The 21,191-nt window shown below is 50.8% G+C and carries 25 protein-coding genes and 1 other annotated feature; of the genes, 19 read left to right on the top strand and 6 right to left on the bottom strand.

What is annotated here, in order from left to right:
- Positions 1-341 precede the first annotated feature (341 nt).
- The 6 genes from WMO26_RS11360 to WMO26_RS11385 all read left to right on the top strand — a co-directional run bounded on the left by WMO26_RS11360 (position 342) and on the right by WMO26_RS11385 (position 3,220).
- Positions 342-719 (top strand): TnpV protein, encoded by a 378-nt coding sequence (locus WMO26_RS11360; protein ID WP_002586617.1) that lies wholly within the window; start codon positions 342-344, stop codon positions 717-719.
- Positions 720-846: 127 nt separating this feature from the next.
- Positions 847-1,155: an ArsR/SmtB family transcription factor gene (locus WMO26_RS11365; protein WP_002586618.1), complete on the top strand. Its 309-nt coding sequence runs from the start codon at positions 847-849 to the stop codon at positions 1,153-1,155.
- 88 nt (positions 1,156-1,243) lie between these two features.
- Positions 1,244-2,257: a permease gene (locus WMO26_RS11370; protein WP_072851497.1), complete on the top strand. Its 1,014-nt coding sequence runs from the start codon at positions 1,244-1,246 to the stop codon at positions 2,255-2,257.
- 18 nt (positions 2,258-2,275) lie between these two features.
- Positions 2,276-2,656 (top strand): thioredoxin family protein, encoded by a 381-nt coding sequence (locus WMO26_RS11375; protein WP_074141146.1) that lies wholly within the window; start codon positions 2,276-2,278, stop codon positions 2,654-2,656.
- Between the two features lie 2 nt (positions 2,657-2,658).
- A complete protein-coding gene (locus tag WMO26_RS11380; RefSeq protein WP_002586621.1) occupies positions 2,659-3,051 on the top strand; it encodes an arsenate reductase ArsC in 393 nt (130 codons plus the stop codon).
- A 1-nt stretch (position 3,052) separates the two neighbouring features.
- Positions 3,053-3,220, top strand: coding sequence for a cysteine-rich KTR domain-containing protein (locus WMO26_RS11385; RefSeq protein WP_087301850.1), 168 nt, complete (start codon positions 3,053-3,055; stop codon positions 3,218-3,220).
- Between the two features lie 53 nt (positions 3,221-3,273).
- Here the strand turns inward: WMO26_RS11385 and WMO26_RS11390 are convergent, their stop codons facing one another.
- Together WMO26_RS11390 and WMO26_RS11395 are read right to left on the bottom strand one after the other, a co-directional pair.
- Positions 3,274-4,710, bottom strand: a complete 1,437-nt coding sequence (locus WMO26_RS11390; protein WP_349220512.1) for a MobA/MobL family protein — start codon at positions 4,708-4,710, stop codon at positions 3,274-3,276.
- Between the two features lie 233 nt (positions 4,711-4,943).
- Positions 4,944-5,159 carry a helix-turn-helix domain-containing protein gene (locus tag WMO26_RS11395; RefSeq protein WP_002586623.1) on the bottom strand — a complete coding sequence of 72 codons (216 nt, stop codon included), beginning with the start codon at positions 5,157-5,159 and terminating at the stop codon, positions 4,944-4,946.
- A gap of 172 nt (positions 5,160-5,331) precedes the next feature.
- On the opposite strand from WMO26_RS11395, the gene WMO26_RS11400 reads away from it, so the two are divergent.
- The 6 genes from WMO26_RS11400 (at position 5,332) to WMO26_RS11425 (ending at position 11,255) form a co-directional block, all read left to right on the top strand.
- The gene (locus WMO26_RS11400; RefSeq protein ID WP_244273531.1) at positions 5,332-6,006 is read left to right on the top strand and encodes a helix-turn-helix domain-containing protein; all 675 of its coding nucleotides are present in this window, start codon (positions 5,332-5,334) and stop codon (positions 6,004-6,006) included.
- Positions 6,007-6,113: 107 nt separating this feature from the next.
- Positions 6,114-7,412, top strand: a complete 1,299-nt coding sequence (locus WMO26_RS11405; RefSeq protein WP_349220515.1) for a tyrosine-type recombinase/integrase — start codon at positions 6,114-6,116, stop codon at positions 7,410-7,412.
- Between the two features lie 145 nt (positions 7,413-7,557).
- Positions 7,558-7,770, top strand: a complete 213-nt coding sequence (locus tag WMO26_RS11410) for an SOS response-associated peptidase family protein (protein ID WP_349220549.1) — start codon at positions 7,558-7,560, stop codon at positions 7,768-7,770.
- A gap of 911 nt (positions 7,771-8,681) precedes the next feature.
- The gene (locus tag WMO26_RS11415) at positions 8,682-8,954 is read left to right on the top strand and encodes a hypothetical protein (RefSeq protein ID WP_349220516.1); all 273 of its coding nucleotides are present in this window, start codon (positions 8,682-8,684) and stop codon (positions 8,952-8,954) included.
- Between the two features lie 206 nt (positions 8,955-9,160).
- Complete coding sequence (locus tag WMO26_RS11420) at positions 9,161-10,117, top strand: collagen-like domain-containing protein (protein ID WP_349220518.1); 957 nt, start codon at positions 9,161-9,163, stop codon at positions 10,115-10,117.
- A 484-nt stretch (positions 10,118-10,601) separates the two neighbouring features.
- Positions 10,602-11,255, top strand: coding sequence for a superoxide dismutase (locus WMO26_RS11425; protein ID WP_349220519.1), 654 nt, complete (start codon positions 10,602-10,604; stop codon positions 11,253-11,255).
- A 197-nt stretch (positions 11,256-11,452) separates the two neighbouring features.
- On the opposite strand, the gene WMO26_RS11430 is transcribed toward WMO26_RS11425, so the two are convergent.
- The gene (locus tag WMO26_RS11430; RefSeq protein ID WP_349220520.1) at positions 11,453-12,088 is read right to left on the bottom strand and encodes an OB-fold protein; all 636 of its coding nucleotides are present in this window, start codon (positions 12,086-12,088) and stop codon (positions 11,453-11,455) included.
- A 125-nt stretch (positions 12,089-12,213) separates the two neighbouring features.
- Between WMO26_RS11430 and WMO26_RS11435 the strand changes: the two genes are divergently transcribed.
- Positions 12,214-12,444, top strand: coding sequence for a hypothetical protein (locus WMO26_RS11435; protein WP_349220521.1), 231 nt, complete (start codon positions 12,214-12,216; stop codon positions 12,442-12,444).
- A gap of 10 nt (positions 12,445-12,454) precedes the next feature.
- Positions 12,455-12,640, top strand: a complete 186-nt coding sequence (locus tag WMO26_RS11440; RefSeq protein WP_349220522.1) for a hypothetical protein — start codon at positions 12,455-12,457, stop codon at positions 12,638-12,640.
- A 131-nt stretch (positions 12,641-12,771) separates the two neighbouring features.
- Here WMO26_RS11440 and WMO26_RS11445 read toward each other — a convergent pair whose 3' ends face one another.
- A complete protein-coding gene (locus WMO26_RS11445) occupies positions 12,772-13,365 on the bottom strand; it encodes a ComEA family DNA-binding protein (RefSeq protein ID WP_349220524.1) in 594 nt (197 codons plus the stop codon).
- Positions 13,366-13,499: 134 nt separating this feature from the next.
- On the opposite strand from WMO26_RS11445, the gene WMO26_RS11450 reads away from it, so the two are divergent.
- Positions 13,500-13,952, top strand: a complete 453-nt coding sequence (locus WMO26_RS11450; RefSeq protein ID WP_349220525.1) for a GNAT family N-acetyltransferase — start codon at positions 13,500-13,502, stop codon at positions 13,950-13,952.
- Positions 13,953-14,081: 129 nt separating this feature from the next.
- The gene (locus WMO26_RS11455) at positions 14,082-14,819 is read left to right on the top strand and encodes an N-acetylmuramoyl-L-alanine amidase (RefSeq protein WP_349220527.1); all 738 of its coding nucleotides are present in this window, start codon (positions 14,082-14,084) and stop codon (positions 14,817-14,819) included.
- Positions 14,820-15,165: 346 nt separating this feature from the next.
- Here the strand turns inward: WMO26_RS11455 and WMO26_RS11460 are convergent, their stop codons facing one another.
- Entirely contained in the window at positions 15,166-16,905 is a 1,740-nt protein-coding gene (locus WMO26_RS11460; RefSeq protein ID WP_349220529.1) for an ABC transporter ATP-binding protein, read from the bottom strand.
- Between the two features lies 1 nt (position 16,906).
- Positions 16,907-18,643 carry an ABC transporter ATP-binding protein gene (locus WMO26_RS11465; protein ID WP_349220530.1) on the bottom strand — a complete coding sequence of 579 codons (1,737 nt, stop codon included), beginning with the start codon at positions 18,641-18,643 and terminating at the stop codon, positions 16,907-16,909.
- A 187-nt stretch (positions 18,644-18,830) separates the two neighbouring features.
- Between WMO26_RS11465 and pyrE the strand changes: the two genes are divergently transcribed.
- The 3 genes from pyrE to gatC all read left to right on the top strand — a co-directional run bounded on the left by pyrE (position 18,831) and on the right by gatC (position 21,189).
- On the top strand, positions 18,831-19,493 hold the full coding sequence (pyrE, locus tag WMO26_RS11470) for an orotate phosphoribosyltransferase (protein WP_349220531.1): 663 nt from the start codon (positions 18,831-18,833) through the stop codon (positions 19,491-19,493).
- A gap of 256 nt (positions 19,494-19,749) precedes the next feature.
- On the top strand, positions 19,750-20,502 hold the full coding sequence (locus WMO26_RS11475) for a hypothetical protein (protein WP_349220533.1): 753 nt from the start codon (positions 19,750-19,752) through the stop codon (positions 20,500-20,502).
- A gap of 66 nt (positions 20,503-20,568) precedes the next feature.
- Positions 20,569-20,795: a binding site (T-box leader), on the top strand.
- 106 nt (positions 20,796-20,901) lie between these two features.
- The gene (gene gatC, locus WMO26_RS11480; RefSeq protein ID WP_349220535.1) at positions 20,902-21,189 is read left to right on the top strand and encodes an Asp-tRNA(Asn)/Glu-tRNA(Gln) amidotransferase subunit GatC; all 288 of its coding nucleotides are present in this window, start codon (positions 20,902-20,904) and stop codon (positions 21,187-21,189) included.
- The last annotated feature ends 2 nt before the right edge of the window (positions 21,190-21,191 follow it).

Consider the following 21,191-nt stretch of genomic DNA (forward strand, 5'->3'; position numbering starts at 1 on the left):
ATCGGCGAACAAACAGATTGATGAATTCAAGGGCATGGACATTGAAGGCATCCGCAAAGCGGCCGACGACTACAAATTCAAATTTGAATATCAGTAAATTATGACCTCTCAACAGAGGTTACAGTGTTTTAATAAAATCCTCCAAAAGCCTTGAAAATAAAGGATTTATCGCAATGTGTCTGCCTTATCTCTTTATACGGTTACACACAAGTTTACTCTTTCCCTCATTGCTCATAAGGGCAAATACAAGGGCAAGAAAATCTCATAACAAGATATAACAAAGTGTGGCAATCGGAGAACTGTGATGTATGTGCGAATATATTATAACGGAGGATTTTTCAATGGACAAGTACATTTACGATGATAAAAATGGTCTGTGGTATGAACTGCAAGGAGATTATTATATCCCATGTCTTATCTTACCAGCCGAAAAAGAACAGCCTATTGGTTTGTGGGGACAGCGGCACTTGCGGTATCTGAAAGAATACCGCCGAGCCACCTACATAACCTTGTTCACAAGCGGCAGACTGAACAATTACCTTGCTGACATCGACAGGCAGGCGCAGGAACGCATGGAAAGGCTCACAGAGCAGATGAAACGGGTGCAGGGTATTACGGAGCAGTTAAAGGCGGAAAACGCTTTGGAATGGACACAGAGAATGAATAACATACGGGCGTGTGCAAAGGAGATTGTGGAAAAAGAAATCATCTTTGCATAAGAAGACAGCGGTAGGATTTAGTTTTCCTACCGCTGTTTCACTTAAATCAAAAAAATATATTGACATTTTTCTATGTGTTGCATATAATAACACATAGACATTTATCTATAGGAGGTGATTGAGAGAGATGGATGAAAAAAGAATTGCGGCAATTTTCAAAGCGTTTTGTGATGAAAACCGCATTAGGATTATAAAACTGCTGCGTTCAGGTGAAAAATGTGCTTGCAAGTTGCTAGAAGAAATCAATGTCACGCAGCCTACGCTTTCCCACCATATGAAAATTCTTTGTGACGCTGAAATAGTTGTCGGGCGCAAAGAGGGAAAATGGACACACTATTCTATTTCAGAAAAAGGTGTGGAGCAGGCAAAAGAATGTTTGCGGCAGTTGACAACACTTGATGTTGAAAGCGAAAACAAGTCGTGCTGTGAAAAGTGAGGAAGTTTATTGATTGCTTTTCCGCACGGCTTATATTCGGGACGATAAATCGACATATTTCAATATAACTATATGAAAGGGGCTTTTTATGGAGACACTAAAAACAATTTGGGACTTTTTTCAAAATGAAGTCCTTGGTATGAACTGGCTGAATCGCCTCATTGAAACATTTTTGAACGCTTGCGGTTTAGATACCACGGGCAAAATAGGAGGAAGTGTTCAGTTTTTCATCTATGATACTGTAAAAATTATGGTACTGCTCGGCGTTTTGATTTTGATTATCTCGTATATTCAAAGTTATTTCCCGCCCGAAAGAGCTAAAAAGATACTCGGCAGATTTCACGGAATATGGGCGAATATCATCGCCGCTCTGCTCGGTACGGTAACACCGTTTTGCTCGTGTTCTTCCATTCCGTTGTTTATCGGGTTTACAAGCGCAGGTTTGCCGCTTGGCGTTACATTCTCCTTTTTGATTTCTTCGCCGATGGTTGACCTCGGAAGCCTTGTCTTACTGATGAGTATTTTCGGCTGGAAAGTTGCTGTTTTATATGTAATATTCGGTTTGGTAATCGCTGTGGCTGGCGGAACGCTAATTGAAAAGTTGCACCTCGATAATCAAGTGGAAGAATATATCCGAAACGGTCACTCGATTGATGTTCCGCAGGAGGAACTGCATTTCAAAGACCGTATGAAATTTGCGTGGGAACAGGTTGTTGAAACCGCTAAAAAGGTTGCTCCTTATGTTCTGATCGGCGTGGGCATTGGTGCTTTCATTCACAACTGGATTCCTGAAGAATTTATTGTCAAAGCACTTGGCGAAAATAATCCGTTTGGCGTAATTCTTGCTACGATAGTCGGTATTCCGATGTATGCGGATATTTTCGGTACAATTCCGATTGCAGAAGCCCTGCTTGCAAAAGGTGCTTTGCTCGGCGTTGTCCTTTCCTTTATGATGGGCGTTACTACGCTTTCGCTCCCTTCAATGATTATGCTTCGCAAGGCGGTCAAACCGAAACTGCTTGGTATTTTCATTGGAATATGTGCTGCTGGTATTATTATTGTAGGCTATCTTTTCAACGCAATACAATATTTAATTGTTTAATTTTAGGAGGTTATTATTATGGCATTATTTAACTTTGGAAAGAAAAAGGAAGAAGAAAAGAAAACACCTGCTTGCGCTTGTAGCTGCGGTTGTGCTGCCAGCGAAGCAGAAAGCATTACAAACGATTGCTGTCCTGATTTGAAAGAGGGAGAAATCTGCTGTATCAAAGTGTTAGGGGCAGGTTGTAAATCCTGTCACGAACAATTTGAATACACAAAGCAGGCAGTAAAGGATATGGGACTTTCCGTAGAGGTCGAATACATTACCGATATGCAGAAAGTAATGGAATACGGTGTTATGAGTATGCCTGCCCTTGTTGTCAACGAAAAGGTTGTTGCTATGGGTAAGGTTTTGAAAGCTGCTGATGTGGTTGCTCTGCTGCACAAGCTGGGGTTTTAACGATGGATAAGAAAAAGGTAGCCTTTATTTGTGTGCATAACTCCTGCCGCAGTCAGATTGCAGAAGCACTTGGAAAACATTTGGCGGGAGATAAGTTTGATTTCTATTCTGCCGGAACAGAAACAAAATCACAAATCAATCAGGACGCTGTGCGGCTTATGAAACAGCTTTATGGGATAGATATGGAGCAAAGCCAGTATAGCAAGACGATTGATAAAATCCCTACGCCCGATATTGCGATTTCAATGGGGTGTGATGTCGGTTGTCCCTATATCGGTAGAGCGTTTGATGATAATTGGGGACTTCCCGATCCGACGGGCAAAAGTGATGAATGTTTTATACAGGTCATTGAGAGAATATCTCAAAAAATAAAAGACTTGAAATTAGAAAAGTAACATGAAAGCTACAGAATGGATATTATGCCCTATCTGCGGCAATAAAACTCGTACAATGATACGGGAAGATACAGAATTAAGAAACTTCCCCCTCTACTGTCCGAAGTGCAAAAAGGAAACAATCATCAATGCTCAGGATATGAAAGTCACACTTGCAGAACACAAATAAGATTTTTATGTATGCCGCCGCATGGGTAATACCATAGCGGCGGTTTTTTGTGCCTATCGGCTGTCTCTGTCAAAGGATTTCTTTCTCTGTCTCGGCTGGTTTCTCTGCTTGCCCTCCGCCTGAAGCTGGCGCAGGCGTTTCAATAGGCTCTCCCGTTCAGGCGGCTTTGCCTGCTCTTTTTGGGCGGGTTTCTGTTTTTCCCTGACCTGCCGCTCCCATGCGGCAAGGTCACGATTGTACTGCTCCACGACAGCCTCCGCCTTGCGGTAGGTTGCCATGAACGCCTGCACATCGGGATAACCGTCCTCTTTCAGAACATCGGGCAGTTTATCCAGCTTTTCAGCGATTTTCTTTTCTGTCCGCTGTATCTGCTCTGTGAGCGCCTTGCGCTCCTTACCCTTGAAAATCCCTTTTGTATCGGCAAGTTGCTGTTTCAGTTTCGGAAGTACCGTATCCTGCAAATGCCGGATTTCTTTCGCCTTATCCTGCGCCTTTATCATCAGCTTTTGCATGGTACGGAACTCTGCCATATCTATTTCAAGGACAGGCTTCGGCGGCATAGCGTGTTCACGGATTAAGTTTTGCAGGAAGTCTTTTGCCTTGTTTACGATACTGCGGAACAGACCCGGAAGCCAGCCCTTGCTTTTGATAGACTGGCTCGCCTTTTCGTGTATCTCTGTCCGCTTGACCTCTAAAATCTTCGCTTCGGAGATACCCGATAATAACGCCATATCCGCTGTCCTGTTCCATTCCTGTCTTGCGGCATTGTCGGCTTTGATTTCGTCCGCTTTGGGATTGTTCTTGCCGATTTTCTTGGTCGGCAGATAGACGCTGTTTTTATCAAATACCTTTAAGTGCTGCTCAGGATCAGAGATATGGCGGTTGATAAGTTCCGTATACACTTCCTTTATTTCCCGTAGAAAAGGCTCTCCCTTAAAGCGTGTATCTTTGGTAGTAAACAGATGGCTTTCGTATACCTCGCCTTTTTTGATGACGGTACAGCCTTTTCGTATCTGCCCGTCCTCCCCCGTGATTTCCTTTTTGGTGCGGACACGCTTTCCATTCTCGTCAAAGAACACGCTGCGGGAAGCAATCTTCATATCAGGTTCGGGGAGCAGCCTCCTCTCGCTGAAAATCAGATGGATATGATAATTCGTCTTGCGCTTGTTGTGGTGGAGGGCGGACACGCACTCCACACCATACCGCCTGCGGAACTCCTCTGTAAAGTCCGTAAGTACCTGCTGCGGCTCATATTGCGTATAGATTTCGGGCAAGGCGATAATCAGTTCCCTTGCTTCGATACATTTACCCTCTGTACCGCTGCGCTGAAACTCCTGCTGGCTTTCCCTTGCAAGGTTGCTCCAAAAGGTGCTGTCGGCGGTGCGGTAGGTGGCATAGAGATTTTCCTGCCTTGCATGGCTTGTAATATACGATATTCGCCCTTTGACATTGGGCAGCTTTGACATCTGGATAAAACTGTGTCTCGGCATACATCATCTCCGTTTTCTGTTGTCAAGGTGCGTCCTTTTTTGCAACCGTTTACGGTTGCGGCTGTCGCTGCGGCAGCGGTGACAGTCCCGTATCATACGCCGCAGGCGGTTGATACGGAAGCCCCCTGCAAGGGCGAAATACCCGGAGTACAAACCGCAGGTTTGTGCGAGGGGTGTATTTCGCTCTCAAACGCCGAGGGCTTAGGGTTACTTTCCGAAAAGAGAGTGGATGGTCATTCCACTCTGCGGACATCATCGGGCTTCAGAAGATTTCTTCCCTGATTGACCGTCAGAAACCGTTCCAGCGTGTCCCTGCGGATAATGGTCTTGCGCCCCACTTTGAGGACGGGCAGCTTTCCCCATTCCACCAGCTTCCGCATGGTGTTCCTGCCGATACCCGTACATTCTGCGGCTTCCTCTATGGTAAGTCCCATTTTGACTGCGCTCATTCTATCAACCTCCTTTTTAAACACTCATTTTGCAACTACTGTTTTATCATTATACTTATTCTGCTATCTCTTGTCAACCTATTTTGCAACCATTCATAGTTTATTTACAACTTTTATTGAGATAAAGGTTGCAAAATAAGTATCGGCGTGTTATACTGATACCAGTCAGGAGGTGAACACCTTGAAAAAAGAAACCACATTCACCGCAAAACAGGTCGGTGGGCGGATTAAGGAACGCCGCACAGAGTTAAACATTACCATGCCGGAACTCGGCAGGCGTGTAGGCGTGAACAAATCCACCATTCAGCGGTACGAAGCGGACGGGGTTGATCCGAAGCGCACAATGGTTATCAACGGTCTTGCGGAAGCGTTGCTCACTACTCCCGAATGGCTGACAGGTCTTTCCGATGATAAGGAATATGACACCTACACTCTATGCCAGCGGGATATTGAGGAACACATCAAGAAGTATCTGGACACACTTTCCCATACAGTAAAGGGCGAGCCGCATCAGCAGCTTCTCACGACATTTCTCGGCAAGATGGTTGACCTGTATACGGTTATGACCTACTACTTTGCTGACGCTATGGAGGAAGTTGACCGTGTGGCGGAGGACAAGGGGCTGAAAGAGTCTCTTGGACGGTACGCCATAGAGTCCGGGGCAATCATGGAACAGGTATACCGCAAGAAGATGGAAGTACCGATTGAGGATATGAAACGGTTTTTAGACGGGATTTTACATATCCACGATGAGGGGCGCACAAGAATGTCGATGGGCGCACTTTTCGGGATAGTGGAGGAAGCCGAAGAAAGGCTTTCCGAAAAAGAAAATTCCGTGGCACCTTGACAAGTAAAGACGCCAGTTGACTTTCACTGGCGGAAGTGACACAATTACTTTACGCACACCATATGTCACAGTCCCGATTGCCACGGATAGAAAGGAGTTTTTTATCTATGGCAAAAGGTTCTGTAAGAAAGAAAGGCAAAAAGTGGTACGGACGCTTTTATATTGAAGATGAAAGCGGCAGAAAAGTGCAGAAAGAGTTTGCAGGCACAGATAGCAAGGCGGAGACAGAAGCCATGCTCCGCAAAGCGATAGCGGACTACGAGGAAAAGCAGTTTGTCGGGAAAGCGGAAAACATCACGGTAGGCGATATGCTGGATATGTGGGTAGAGGAAGAACTGAAACCCGGCAACTTAAGCAACGGGACGGTCATGTCCTATCAGGGAACGGTAAACCGTATCAAGCAATATCCCATTGGCAAACGCAAGCTGAAAACCGTGACCGCCGACCATTTGCAGGCGTTCATTGATTTCCTGAGCTATGGTGGGACAAACCCGGACGGGACAACTTCAAAGCCCATGAGCAAAGGATATATGCTCCTGTTCTCGGCGGTGTTGCAAAATTCCTTCCGCTTTGCGGTTTTCCCGAAAAAACTGATTACCTTTAACCCTATGCAGTATGTGAAGCTGAGGGGCAGGAAGCAGGAAACGGATATTTTCTCGGACAGTGAGGAAGATACTTCCAGTATTCCTACTATCACCCATGAACAGTTCCAAAAGCTGGAGGAATTTCTCAAGGCAAAAGATAATCCCGCCTTGCTGCCTGTGCAGATAGCGTACTACACGGGGCTTCGTATCGGGGAAGTATGCGGCTTGACTTGGCAGGATATTAACCTTGAGGAACAATATCTCACGGTACGCCGAAGCATGCGCTATAACGGAACAAGGCACACAACCGAAGTGGGAACGACAAAACGGAGCAAAGTCCGCACCGTTGATTTCTGCGACACGCTGGCGGCAATCCTGCGGGCGGCGAGAACAGAACAGCGCAAAAACCGTTTCCGCTACGGGGAGTTTTATCACCTGAACTACTACAAAGAAGTAAAGGAAAAAGGGCGCACCTATTATGAGGTTTACAGCCTGCAAAGGACAGAGGAAGTCCCGGAGGATTACAAGGAAATCTCCTTTGTCTGCCTGAGAGCAGACGGGGCGTATGAAGCGCCGAGTACGGTAGGGATTATGTGCAGGGCGGCAAAGAAGAAAGTGAAAGGGCTTGAAGATTTCCATTTCCACACGCTCCGTCACACCTACACAAGCAATCTGCTTTCCGGCGGCGCAAAGCCGAAAGATGTGCAGGAACTTCTCGGACACTCCGATGTCAGTACCACAATGAACATCTACGCTCACTCTACAAGGGAAGCGAAGCGCACTTCCGCAAGGCTGCTGGATAAGGTGGTCGGCGGGGAATAAAAAGTTGCCCTTGTTTCGGCTCGTAAGGGCAAAAACAAGGGCAAACAGATAAGGTTTGAATGAAAAACAGGCGTGAAGCCTTGAAAAATCAATGGTTTTTGAGGATTAGATAGTTAAATCAGAATTTAACCTGCCGGGGAGCAAAATCCTATATATGGCCGGGCTTTGGAAGGAGTTCGCGGGGGAGCGGCGCTATGTGATCCTGACCACGGCGGCCAATACGTCGGTATCAGATATCCACGACCGGATGCCAGTGGTGCTCCTGCCGGACCAGCTGGACGCCTGGGTGAGAGACAAGGACAAGGTGCTCAATATCTTAACCGGCGATCATCCAATGCTCGAGAAAACGGCGGTATGAAAGAGCCCTCCCAAAAACGGGAGGGCTTGTCTTATACCGATCACCTTATACGTGGGCAGTAATGAAATGCACATATAACATATGCCGGATCAGCGGCACCACCAGGCTGAGCCTGGACGCGCATCGCGTTCCGGGCTCGGTTTTTTATTTTGCCTGTTCACTCGCGTTAATGGCAAGGTATCTTTTTTGTAGCATAAACCCACCAGGCTGAGCCTGGACGCGCATCGCGTTCCGGGCTCGGTTTTTTATTTTGCCTGTTCACTCACGTTTATGGCAAGGTATCTTTTTTGTAGCATAAACCCACCAGGCTGAGCCTGGACGCGCATCGCGTTCCGGGCTCGGTTTTTTATTTTGCCTGTTCACTCGCGTTTATGGCAAGGTATCTTTTTTGTAGCATAAACCCACCAGGCTGAGCCTGGACGCACATCGCGTTCCGTGCTCGGTTTTTATTTTACCTGTCCACTCGCGTTTATGGCAGGGTATCTTTTTTGTAGTGCAAACCCATAAGAAAAAAGTCCTTGTGTCCGCTCGGCCTTGAGCGGTGTATCTCCCGCAGGTAGAGTCCTGTAACAGCACATAATCTGCTTGCATATTTTGGTAAAGTAGACAACAGCCGAAGAGAGTATATGTATTTAGTATGGCTAAAAGGTTGAGCAACCTTTTTGTATTAATAGCATGATAGCGATTATCATGATTTCTGTTGTAACCAACTTTTATTTCAGGCTGTAAAGCCAGCGTTTGAATGAAAAAACAAGCGAAAGCCCCAGCCTGCAAGAACAAAAAATAAGCCGCTGTGAACCTGATTTGCGGCAAATCTTGGGAAAGGAGTTTGTCTTCTATTATGGAATACTATAGCAAGTATCCCTCCGATACGAACAGATACTGCCGCTGTTCCTCATCAGGAGAGAATTATGTATTCGTTCAGGGTGCCACTGGTCCTCAGGGCCCTCAAGGGATACCTGGCCCGCAAGGGCCCCAAGGGCCCAGAGGAGAAAGAGGACTGCAAGGGCCCCAAGGACCCAAGGGGGAACAAGGATGCCCAGGCCCGGCTGGTCCCCGCGGAATGGCTGGAATCCAAGGGCCCCAAGGCCCTCAGGGAGTTCGGGGAGATATGGGGCCCAAGGGCGACCAGGGTTTTATGGGTCCTCAGGGAATCCAAGGAAACCCTGGACCTATGGGCCTAAAGGGCGATCCCGGCCCAGTAGGCCCGAAGGGCGATACGGGTCCTGCAGGCCCGTCCGGTCCGAAAGGAGATAAGGGGGAAAAGGGAGATAGAGGCCCACAAGGAGAACAGGGCCCTCAGGGAGAACAGGGCCCACAAGGCGTAACAGGCCCTCAGGGCCTGCAAGGAGACTCTGGCTGCCAGGGCCCGCAGGGTGAGCAAGGTCCTATGGGGCCTGCAGGCGTAAAAGGAGATACCGGTCCCCAGGGTCCTACCGGGGCTACTCCTACAGTGGAGGTAGGAGCGGTTTCTTCCGGCAGTACAGCGGCAGTGACAGCAAAACCTTCAGAGACAGGAGTTCTCTTAGATTTTGTTGTACCCATCGGCCCCGCCGGTCCGCAGGGAGAACAGGGCGTTGCCGGCCCCACCGGTGCTAAGGGAGAGACCGGAAGCACCGGTCCCCAGGGTCCTACCGGGGCTACTCCTACAGTGGAGGTAGGAGCGGTTTCTTCCGGCAGTACAGCGGCAGTGACAGCAAAACCTTCAGAGACAGGAGTTCTCTTAGATTTCGTTGTACCCATCGGCCCCGCCGGTCCGCAGGGAGAACAGGGCGTTGCCGGCCCCACCGGTGCTAAGGGAGAGACCGGAAGCGCCGGTCCCCAGGGAGCTACGGGAGAGACCCCGAAGATAGCCGAAGTAGAGAATACCAAAACCAGATATGTTCTTAGTTTTACTACAGCAGCTCAAAGCATCGTCAGCCCAAATCTAAAATCCAACACGGAGACATATAATGCAAATCTCTCCAAGGTGGGGAGCACTCTGCGTGTCCCTCTGGAAAGCCTGACCCTGCTTGTACAGTCCATATCCAGCTCAAGCCTCAGGCTTTCCATTCAGCCGGCCACCACTGGAACCTCCGTTTTGGCAGATATACGGCGCGTCAGCATTTACGATGGCTCGATAGACTACCAGACCAATAACAATGTGACTATTTCTACAAATCTAGTATTGGATGATACTGTATTCACCCAATCACAGGAAATGCACTGGACGCGGATCCGGCTGCAGAATCCAACAAGCAAACTGTGGTCTATGTGTGAGATACGCACTTTTGCTTCTCAGGGTGGGGAAAGAACTTCAATCTGCGTGGAGTGGTTCTATACGGGCGCGTCATTCACAGCTCCCTGAAAAATTATTGCGTTTGGTGTATACGGCAGGCAGTCTCATATCTCCCCAAACATCCCTTGAAAGGCGGCATAAAGGACAGAGGCATTCCGTTTTATCAAAATTAAAATATAACCGTAGTTACGTGCGCACAAAACTGCCATATACACAGTATATGACACACCGCAGATAGGAATGTTTGTGTGCACAGTAACGCATAAGGAAAGAAAAAAGAAGCTGCACGAGCAATGCTCATTTTCTATTTTTTCATAGGGGTGTATAGAGGTCGAAATTTGGACCTCGAAAATGAGACAATGCAAATAAGCGAACAATAGAGGTTCTTGCAAAACAGAGATAGCACAAATGCCTTCTGGCCAACTTGGCTGGAAGGCATTTTCCTATGCTTTTCCCGTCCCAAGGGCTGGCTTGCCGCGAGAGCAACTGCTCTCACATAAAAAGAGGGACATACATATTATAATGGTAGCATAATGAATTGAGAGGGCTGTTTATGGACAACAATTTCTATCCATTCGTGAATCTGCCTTTGCCGTATGATTACGACGCGCTGGAACCCTTTATTGACGAAAAGACCATGCATCTGCATCACGATAAGCATTTACAGACCTATATCGACAACCTAAACAAGACTTTAAAAGACCAGCCGAAGCTGCAAAAACTGTCGCTGGAACAGTTGATCAAAAGGTCCTGCCAACTGCCCAAACACCTGCAGGCACCAATACGCAACAATGCCGGAGGCGTATATAACCACCGTTTCTATTTTAACGGGTTAACCAATCCGTCCAGAAGAAGGCCCGTTGGAAAGCTTGCCGAAGCCATAAACCAGCAGTTTGGCGGCTTGGAGCAATTTGAGTCTGCATTCAAAGAAAAGGCGCTGGACGTATTTGGATCGGGGTATGCATGGCTGGTAAATCATCGCGGAACACTGAAAATTGTAACCACTCCAAATCAGAATAACCCGATGGAAGACGCGGCATGCCCGATTCTCACCATTGATGTGTGGGAGCATGCATATTATCTCAAGCATTATAACGTCCGCGCCGGGTATGTGGACGATTGGACCAATATTATCAACTGGGAGAAAGCGGAACAAAACTACCAAAACTGCCTGAAAATATGTACCAAAAGGAAATGTCGTTATTGAAGCCAAAGGGCTTGCAATTTCAATATGGTTCTTTCACGCAATTCGTCCGAACCCCCCATACGCTTTGTATGCGGGGCTTTTGATACAGAGAATCGTTTGCACTGCCTGCAGGTCCTCACATGAAAAGCAGCCGGTCCATCTTCTTAAGATGGACCGGCTGCTTTATGGAAATAAGGAGGCTTTGCTGGTAGGCTTTATTAGGAAACCACGTCGCAGTCTTTGAGGATGACGTTTCCGGTGCTGCCGCTGCAGGTTCCTGTGATGGAAACGGAATCGCCTTCCTTTAGGCTGGCGATGGCATCGGTATTGTTGTCGTCAAAATAGCACTGCACGCGGATAATGGCATATTTGTTGTTTTCATTTTTAAGAGTGATATAGGCGTCGCCCAGAATGTCGGTCCCGACGCTGCCCACGGTCCCGGTGACTTTCAGATATTTGCCCTTGTACTGGTTGTCCGCGTTGACGCCGTTTTCGTTATACGCCGTCAGCAAATCGGTGGCAGAGACCGCAAGCTCCGGTTCCTTCGGCTGGGAAGGGGCTTGGCTGGAAACACCCGCGCTGGAATCCCCCAGTTTCTTGACGGTGACTTTGACTTCCTCCAATTTTACGGAGCCGTCCTTGGTCTGGGCACAGACAGTCGTTTCTCCAGGCTTCACTGCCGCGTATTCAAATACGTTCACCGTATCGTTTCCCGAGGCAAACAGGTCGATGACCCTTGCCAAATGCGGGCTTTGGATGACCCTGAGAAACGAAAACGAAGCCGGGTTTGTACGGTAAACAACGCGGATAATGACGAAAGAATCGTTTTTCCGGTCCTGCGCTTTGAATACCACACCCTTTTTGCTTTCACTGACGGTTTCGATGATCGCGTGCCGCTGTGATAAATCTATTTTTTTCCACCCCTTGTCTTGTAAATTTTAACATGCTAGAATGCTTATCGCAAGAAGGGGGAATTTTGGTGAGAAAAAGAACCGAAGAGCTGATGAAGCTGCTGCGTACGGAAAACAACATCCAAACCTATCTGACCGTTTGCAAAGCCGAGCTGCTGGACATGACGGTAGGAGAATGTCTGTGCCGGTTTTTGGAGCAATATCATGTGAAAAAGGCGGACGTGATCCGCCGCTCCGGTTTGAACCAGATTTACCGGTATCAGATTTTCGCGGATACAAAAACGCCCTTCCCGCGATAAGCTGATTGCTTTGATTTTTGGATTTCCTCTCACCCTGGAGGACGCGAACAGGGTCCTGAAAATCGCCAAGGTACGGGACTTTTACGTCCGGGACCGGCGCGACAGCATTCTCGTGTTCGGGCTCATGAACCGGATTGCCGTCCACGAGTTGGACGACCTTCTTTATGAGATGGGAGAGTCTACCATATTGACCTGATTTTTATAAAGAGAGAGACCACACGTGCGGTCCCTCTTTTGCCTGTCCCTGATTGACGATGAAAAAAGGTGTCAGTGTATTATCGTTTGTGTGACGATAGGAAGTTCGGCGAAAAATTCAATTCTATTTTTTTATACGCAAATGTAGGGAAGAATGGTCTCAAACAATTCCGGGCCGATGCCGTCAACACGCATCAGGTCCTCCACGGTTTGAAACGGACCGTGTTCCTCCCGATAAAGAAGGATCAGGCGCGCCTTCATTTTTAGAATGCCGGGAATTTGCAGGAGTTCTTTCTCCGTGGCGGTATTGATGTTGATTTTAGCCGGCTCGGAGGCGGAAGACTCTGCCGGCTGGACAGAAGAGACCGGCGGGGAAGAGGAATCCGCGGCTGAGGACGAATTCTCTGCCGGTTTTTGCAGGGAAGAACTTGCGGGCGGCCTTGTGCTTGCTTTCGGACGGGACGCCGCGTGGTTTTGAGACGCGGCGTCCGGTTCTTCCGATTGCAGGGAAGAGGCGGTATCCATAGCCGACGAGACGACGGAGGTCCCGGTGCTTTCCCGGCGGTCGTCCAATCCGTAACCGCTGGAAGCGGGTACACCGGTGACGGTAACCGTCGGCTTTGACTGTCCGGATGCAAAGACGCTGTAAAACGTCAGAAAGCAGACACAGATGGTGACCAGGGCCGTGACGACGATGTTTCGTTTCTGTTTGTCCCATTTTTTCATACGAATCCCCTTCCTCCAATGACGATAACATCATTATATCGAAAAACAACGAAAAAATACAGGAAAATAAAATGACCGCGGTGATGACGAAGGATATTAGAGAAAAGTGTGCCGCGAAAAAGAAAGGACGAGAAATGCAGATACAAAAAGTCGAAGGAAGAAAAAAGGCCTATTTGGACTTGCTTTTGCTTGCCGACCCCAGTGAGGACATGATCGACCGGTATTTGGAACGGTCCGACATGTATGTGGGTATTGTAGGCGGACGGGTGGTGTGCGAAGCGGTCGTAATGAAAACCGGCGAGACCGAATGCGAGCTTAAAAATTTGGCTACGTTGCAGGGAGAACAGGGAAAAGGCTATGCAAGCAGGCTGGTACGCTTTTTGTTCAGCCGGTACCAGGAGCAGTTTACCGCGATGACGGTGGGGACCAGCGAAGGCGGTGTGGCCTTTTACCGGCGGCTTGGCTTTGCAGAAAGCGGGATGCGCGCCGGCTTCTTTACAAACTACGATCCTCCGGTCTATGAAAACGGCCGGATTTGCCAGGATATGATCCTTTTGGAGAAAAGCCTTTCAAGGCGGCGCGGATAAAAATCGGGACCAGTCCCTTGGTACGGGCATACACTGGACTGGGCGGCTGTAATGGAGAGGGTGGAGACAGCGTATTCACTCTCTTTTCGTACCGCTCTTCCATAGTTTTACCAAAGGAGGTAACGTAGCATGCCCCGTATTTATCTCAGCCCGTCCACGCAGGAGTATAACCTCTTTGTCAACGGCGGAAGCGAAGAGCAATATATGAATTTAATTGCGGACGCGATGGTGCCTTATCTGCGTTCCAACGGCATTCAATATACCCGCAATACGCCTGATATGACGGCCGCTTCCTCCATTCGGCAGGCGAACCAGGGCAACTATGATTTTTATCTGGCCTTGCATTCCAACGCCGCGCCTGAAGGAAGCAGCGGACAAGTCCGCGGGTCCCTCGCCTTTTATTTCCCTACCAGCACCAACGGCAAGCGGATGGCGGACATCATCGTGCGCAACCTGAAAACCATTTATCCGGATCCTCAGCTGGTGCGCGCGGTGCCCACCACCACCCTGGGTGAGGTGCGTCTGCCCAAGGCCCCTGCGGTGTTGGTGGAAATCGCCTACCACGACAACGTGGAAGACGCCAACTGGATCAAAAACAACATTACCACCATTGCCCGCAACCTGGTGCTTTCCCTCACCGAGTATTTCGGCATTCCCTTCATCAATGCGCAGCCGGAACGCACCGGTACGGTTACGGTAAGCTGGGGCAATCTCAACATTCGCAACCGGCCAACCACCGCCTCAGCCATCATCGGCCAGGCGCCCAAAGGCGCTAAGCTTCAGGTGCTCGGCTCCTGGAACGGCTGGTACGTGGTCAATTATAACGGCATTGTCGGCTACGCCAGCGACCAGTATATTACGATTTAAAGCAGCGCCGTTTTTCCTCCGGCTCCGGAGGCTTTCCCGCCCAAAGAAATCCGGACGCTATGGTACCGCGCGCTCCAGGCCTTTCGGGCGAAGGTCCGCCGGAATGAGCTGAAGTGTAAAAAGCGCCCTTTCCGCAAGGAGGTTTCTCCTCGCGGAAAGGGCGTCAACCTTTATGCGATGTGGCTGCTTTGGGTGTTAAAGGCGGGACGGCTTCCGGACGCTGCCTAAAGTACGTCTGAAAGGACAAGGAAAATTTAGCTTTGCCGGCTTTTCAGGAATTGCAGGAAAAAATGCACAAAACCATGCCCGTTCCCATACGCAAGGCCGTTGGGACGCCGGAAAAGGCTCATTGGGCCGGGGCGAACTGGCTGTTATACAGCTTTGCGTAAAACCCGCCCTTTTCCAAGAGTTCCTCGTGGGTACCCTGCTCGATGATGCGGCCCGCATCCATCACCAGAATCCGGTCGGCTTCCTGGATGGTGGAGAGCCGGTGGGCCACCACAAAGCTGGTGCGCCCTTCCATCATCTTGTCGAAAGCCTTCTGAATCTGGATTTCGGTGCGGGTGTCGATGGAGCTGGTGGCTTCGTCGAGAATGAGCATAGGCGGGCTTAACAGCATAATCCGGGCGATGCACAAAAGCTGCTTTTGCCCCTGGGACAGATTGCCCCCGTCCTCGGAAATCACCGTATCATACCCCTGGGGAAGGCGGCGGATAAAGCTGTGAGCGTGAGCGGCCTTTGCCGCGGCCACGATTTCCGGTTCGGTGGCGTCCGGTTTTCCATAGGCGATGTTTTCTCGGATGGTGCCGGAGAAAAGCCAGGTTTCCTGCAGCACCATGCCGTAGCAGCTGCGCAGGCTTTGACGGGTGACCGAGTCAATGGGATGACCGCTGACTGAAATCTGCCCGGCATCCACGTCGTAAAACCGCATGAGCAGGTTGATGATGGTGGTTTTCCCGCAGCCGGTGGGCCCCACGATGGCGATGCGCTGGCCGGGGGAGACGGACAGGTTTAAGTCCTCAATCAGCCGGGTATCCGGGCGATAGGAAAAGTCCACATGTTCTGCTGTTACCCGGCCGTCGCAGTCTGTAAGTTTAGGCAGCCCCGCGTCCGGGCTCTCCACCGGCTCGTCGAGCACGGCGAACACCCGTCTCGCACTGGCAAACGCGGTCTGCAGCTCGGTGATGACGCCGGTGATCTCGTTAAACGGCTTGGTATACTGGTTTGCATAGGTCAGAAAGCAGGAGAGCTGCCCCACCGAAAGGAGACCTTGGATGGCGGTCAAAGCACCGGCAATCCCCACCGCCGCGTACACCACCCCGTTTACAAACCGGGTGGAGGGATTGGTCATGGAGGAATAGAACTGGGCCTTCACACCGCAGTCGTAAAGCCGGCGGTTGATCTCCTCGAAGGAAGCCTGCGCCCGATCCTCGTAAGAGAAGGCCTTGACCACCTTCTGGTTGCCGATGAGCTCCTCCACGTACCCGGTCATCTCTCCCCGCACCGCCGACTGCTCCCGGAACATCTTATGGCTGCGCCGGGCGATGAAGGAAGCGACGAACAGGGACAGCGGCGTGATAAGCACCACCACCAGCGCGATTTTGACGTTGATGGTCAACATGAAAAGCAGGGTGCCCAGAATGGTGACTACCCCGGTAAATAACTGGGTGAAGCCCTGCAAAAGCCCGTCGGAAATCAGGTCGATGTCGGTGACCACCCGGCTGATGATGTCACCGTGGGAGTGGCCGTCGATGTACCGAAGCGGCACGGCGCTGAGCTTGTGAAAGGTCTGCACCCGCAGGTCCCGCACCGTTTTGTAGGTCAGCTGGTTGGTGCACAGCGTCATCAGCCACTGAAAGAAGGCGCCCAGCAGAATAGCTCCGGCCAGCACAAAAAGAATGCGGGCGATGCTTGGAAAATCCACCTGGCCCTTAGCAACGATATAGTCGATGCTGTCCCCCACGAGAACCGGAGCCAGCAGGGTAAGGGCCACGTTTAAAAGCGCGCAAAGGAGCGCGCCGATCAGGAACCAAAGATAGGGCCGCGTGTAGGAAAGAATTCGTTTGAGAACCACCGTAACCTTCATCTTACCGTTTTCCCTCCTCGCCGCTTTGCTGGGACAGGCAAATCTCCCGATAGACCTGACAGGAATCGAACAATTCCTCGTGCGTGCCGATCCCGGCGATTTCCCCGTCGTCCAGCACCACGATTTTGTCCGCGCCCTTGACGGTGTTGGCCCGCTGGGAAATCATCAGCACCGTCATGCCCTTGGTTTCCCGGCGCAGCGCTTTGCGCAAAGCCGCGTCGGTGGCGTAGTCGAGGGCGCTGGCGCTGTCGTCGAGAATGAGAATGGGCGGGGTCCCCACCAGGGCCCGGGCAATGGTCAGGCGCTGCTTTTGCCCGCCGGAAAGGTTTTTGCCCCCTTGTAAAATGGGTGTGTCGTATTTTTTCGGAAGCTTCTCCACAAAGTCCGTTGCCTGGGCGATAAAAAGGGCTTTGGCGATTTCTTCGTCGGTGGCGTCCGGCTTTCCCCAGCGCATGTTTTCCCTGAGGGTTCCGGCAAAAAGCACCGCCCGCTGAGGGACCATGCCGATCTGGCGGCGCAGCCGGCCGAAGGGATAGTCCTTAACATTGACCCCGTCCACCAGCACCTGGCCCTCGGTGGCGTCGTAAAACCGGGGGATCAGGTTAATGAGCGTGGATTTGCCCGACCCGGTGCCCCCGATGATGCCCACCGTTTCGCCCGGGGAAATGGAAAAGGAGATGTTTTGCAACGCATAGTCCCCTTCCCCGTAGGAGAAGGAAACGTCACGAAATTCGATGCGGGGCGTGGATTGGTCCTTGGAAGGGGAAATCGGCCCGGCCGCGTCCTCAGTCACCGAAGGCTGGGTGTCCAGCACCTCGTTGACCCGGGCCGCGCAGGCGGAGGCCTTGGTAAAGAGAATGACCAAGTTCGCCACTACCACCAGAGCCAGCAGAATCTGGGTCATGTAGTTGACAAAGGCGATAATCTGCCCCTGGGACAGGGCCCCTGCGTCCACCCGCATGCCTCCAAACCAGAGGATGGCCACAATCGCCAGGTTCATGATCACATAAGTCAGAGGATTGAGGAGCGCGGAGATTTTTCCCACCCGCACCGAGGTGGCGGCCAGGTCGTCGCTTGCCTCGTCAAACCGTTCCTCCTCGTCCTTTTGCTTGGAGAAGGCCCGGATGACCCGCACTCCCTCCAGGTTTTCCCGGGTAATCAAGGAGATCCGGTCGAGCTTTTTCTGAATGGTGCGGTAAAAGGGGACCGAGCGGCTCATCACCAGGTATAAAACCAGTGCCACCAAGGGAGCCGCTACCAGGAAGATGAGAGAAAGCTGCCAGTCCAGCAGCATGGCCATCACTGCCGAGCCGACGATGAGAAAGGGTGCACGGATCACCAGGCGGATGAGCATAGCCACCGCCACTTGGAGCTGGTTTACATCGTTGGTGATGCGGGTGATTAAGGACGGAGTGCCGAACCGGTCAATCTCCCGGTGGGAGAAGGAATTGATACGGCGAAAGAGGTCGTTTCGCAGGATGGTGCCGAAGCCTTGAGAGGCCCGGGCTGCGAAATACTGGCAGGTGAGCGCAAAGCCGAGCCCCGCCACCCCTAAGAGCACCATCAGCCCGCCCATGCGCAGAATATACCCCGTGTCACCGGTGGCAATGCCCACGTCGATGATACGGGCCATGACCAAAGGGACGATTAACTCGAAAATGGCCTCCATCAGCTTAAAGAGAGGCCCTAAAATGACTTCCTTTTTAAAGTGCTTTAAGTAGCGCGCCAGTTTGAACATGGATGAAATCAGATCCTTTGTTGCAATCTTCGCCGGAATATTGTATGATACTACCAATCGGGAAGACGGAGGATATTTCCTTGCGTCCTGCCAGATGTTCCCGAATAGTATAGCATAGTTTCGGTTGGGTGCACAGTGGTAGTATGGGCAACCCATGGGAAAAACACGCAAAAGGGAGAGGAAAAATATGCTGACCCAGACCAAAAAGGAATTCATCGAATTTATGGTGGGCGCCGACGTGCTGCGCTTCGGTCAATTTAAAACCAAGAGCGGCCGCCTGTCCCCTTACTTTGTCAATACCGGCAATTACAAGACCGGCGCCCAGAGTTCCGCCCTGGGCAGCTTTTACGCGAAGCTTATAAAGGAAACCTGCGGCGATGGGTTCGACGCCATGTTCGGCCCCGCCTATAAAGGCATTCCCCTTGCCACCTCCGCCGCCGGGGCACTTGCCAGGGAATACGGCATCGACAAGCCCTTTTTCTTTAACCGCAAGGAAGCCAAAGACCACGGAGAAGGCGGTTCTCTCGTGGGCTACCAGCCCAAGGACGGGGACCGGATCATCATCATTGAGGACGTCATCACCGCCGGCACCGCCGTGCGGGAGACCATTCCGGTGCTCAAAGCGGCGGCCGACGTGCAGGTGCGGGATATGTTCATTTCCGTCAACCGCTGCGAGGTAGGGCAGAACCCGGGAAAAACGGCGGTTATGGAGGTCAAGGAGCAGTTCGGCATTGACGTGCACGCCATCGTGGATGTGACGGATATCCGGGAATACCTGGAGCAGGCGGGAGGATACGAAGATGTGCTGCGTCTGATGGATTCTTACATGGAGCAGTACTGTGTGTTTTAAGAAAATACAAGGAAATATTCGAAATAGTATCCTGTTAATATGAAATATTGACTTTCGATTGAGGATTTCGTGAAAAAACAACACTGCTTTTCTGGAAAATGTGATAAATCCGCTTGAATTTCTCAAATTATTTGACATTTTTCAATCTGTTGCCTATAATGTAGGGTAGGACGCACAAAATTTCTTTCAAATACAGAAAAAATTTGTTATGATAGCATCCGGCGGGAAAAGAGCAGGAAAGGGAGGAGAGGCGGATTTGAAAAAAATAGTGATTTCTTCCATCCTTCCCGGGCTTTTTCTGTCCATTGCCAACATTGTGACGATCGTCTTGTTGTATGCCATTTGCTCGATGGTCGGCGGTTTTTTGCAGCCGGTGATCTTTGTGACTCTTGCGCTTTCTTTGGCGTCTCTGAATGTGGCGGTATTGTGCTTTTCGCGGATAACAAAACGGTTTGGGAGGAAGACGGCCCACGCCAAGGCGGCGGCGACGGCGGTTTATTATCTGGCTACGCTGGGGTTTACTTTGGCGACCTTTTTGTGGATCAGCGTGCAGTGGTATGTAACGGCTGTGTTGCTGATGATTGTTTTGTATCTGTGTGCCTGCGGCGGAATTATGCTGTATTTTCGAAGCCGCAATCAGGAAACCCGCGCCCAGCAGGACGAAGAGGCGGCGAAGGTGCGCCTGCTTCTGCTTCCCATTGCCGACGAAATCCGAGATTGCCGCAAATGGCTGGAACCGGCGCTTTATTACCGGCTTTCCAGGCAGTTTGGCGCGGTGGAGCATCGCCTTTCCAGGGCCACGTCCATGGACCGGGTGGAAAGCGACGCCATCGGCCAGGTGGAAGAGCAGATTTATACAAAGCTGACGGTCACGCGGGCAGCGGTGCGCCGCCTGTCTCAGACAACGGACACGGCCGGAGCGACAAAAACGATCCTGTCCCTTTTGGAGGAAATCGAATACCTGGCCAAAAGCAAGGAAATGATCTTGGTGGAAACCAGCAGTTTGTAACGTTTCCTTTTGCCGCGTAAATATTGACAAAACGGGAATACTGTACTATAATCAGACCCAAATCGGAACAAGGCGATGACGCAGAGCAGTACCATGCGTTTTCAACAGGGAGGCGGCGCCGTGACTGAGAGCGCCGGTTTGAAACCCCGCATGGGAAGGAACACTGCCGAGCCGGCGATCTGAACACAGCAGTAGGACCGCACGGGTGCGCCCGTTACCGCGCGAGAGAGTGGCCGCTTTTTGGAAAGAAGCGGCAAGCTTTGGGTGGCACCGCGGGTAATTCCGTCCCGGATCGTTTGGCGATCCGGGATTTTTTGTTGTCAAAAAAGGAAACCCGGCGTGCGTCTGGCTAAGGAGGGCGAGACGTGCGCCGGCATTCGGGCAAAGGAGGACGAAGGTATGCAGATTACCAGAGAATTGATCGATTATGTTGCGGATTTGTCCCGTCTGCGGCTGACCGAGGAAGAAAAGGACAGAGCAGAAAAAGACCTGGGAAGCATTCTGACCTATATGGATAAGCTTAACGAACTGGACACCGCCGGCGTAGAGCCTATGAGCCACGCATTCCCGGTCAAGAACGTGTTTCGCGAAGACGAGGTGAAGCCTTCCGAGGACCGGGAGGCCTTGCTGCAAAACGCGCCGGTCAAGCAGGACGGCTGCTTTAAGGTCCCCAAAACGGTAGAATAGGA

The sequence above is a fragment of the Solibaculum intestinale genome, from assembly GCF_040096205.1.
Taxonomy (GTDB): domain Bacteria; phylum Bacillota; class Clostridia; order Oscillospirales; family Acutalibacteraceae; genus Solibaculum_A; species Solibaculum_A intestinale.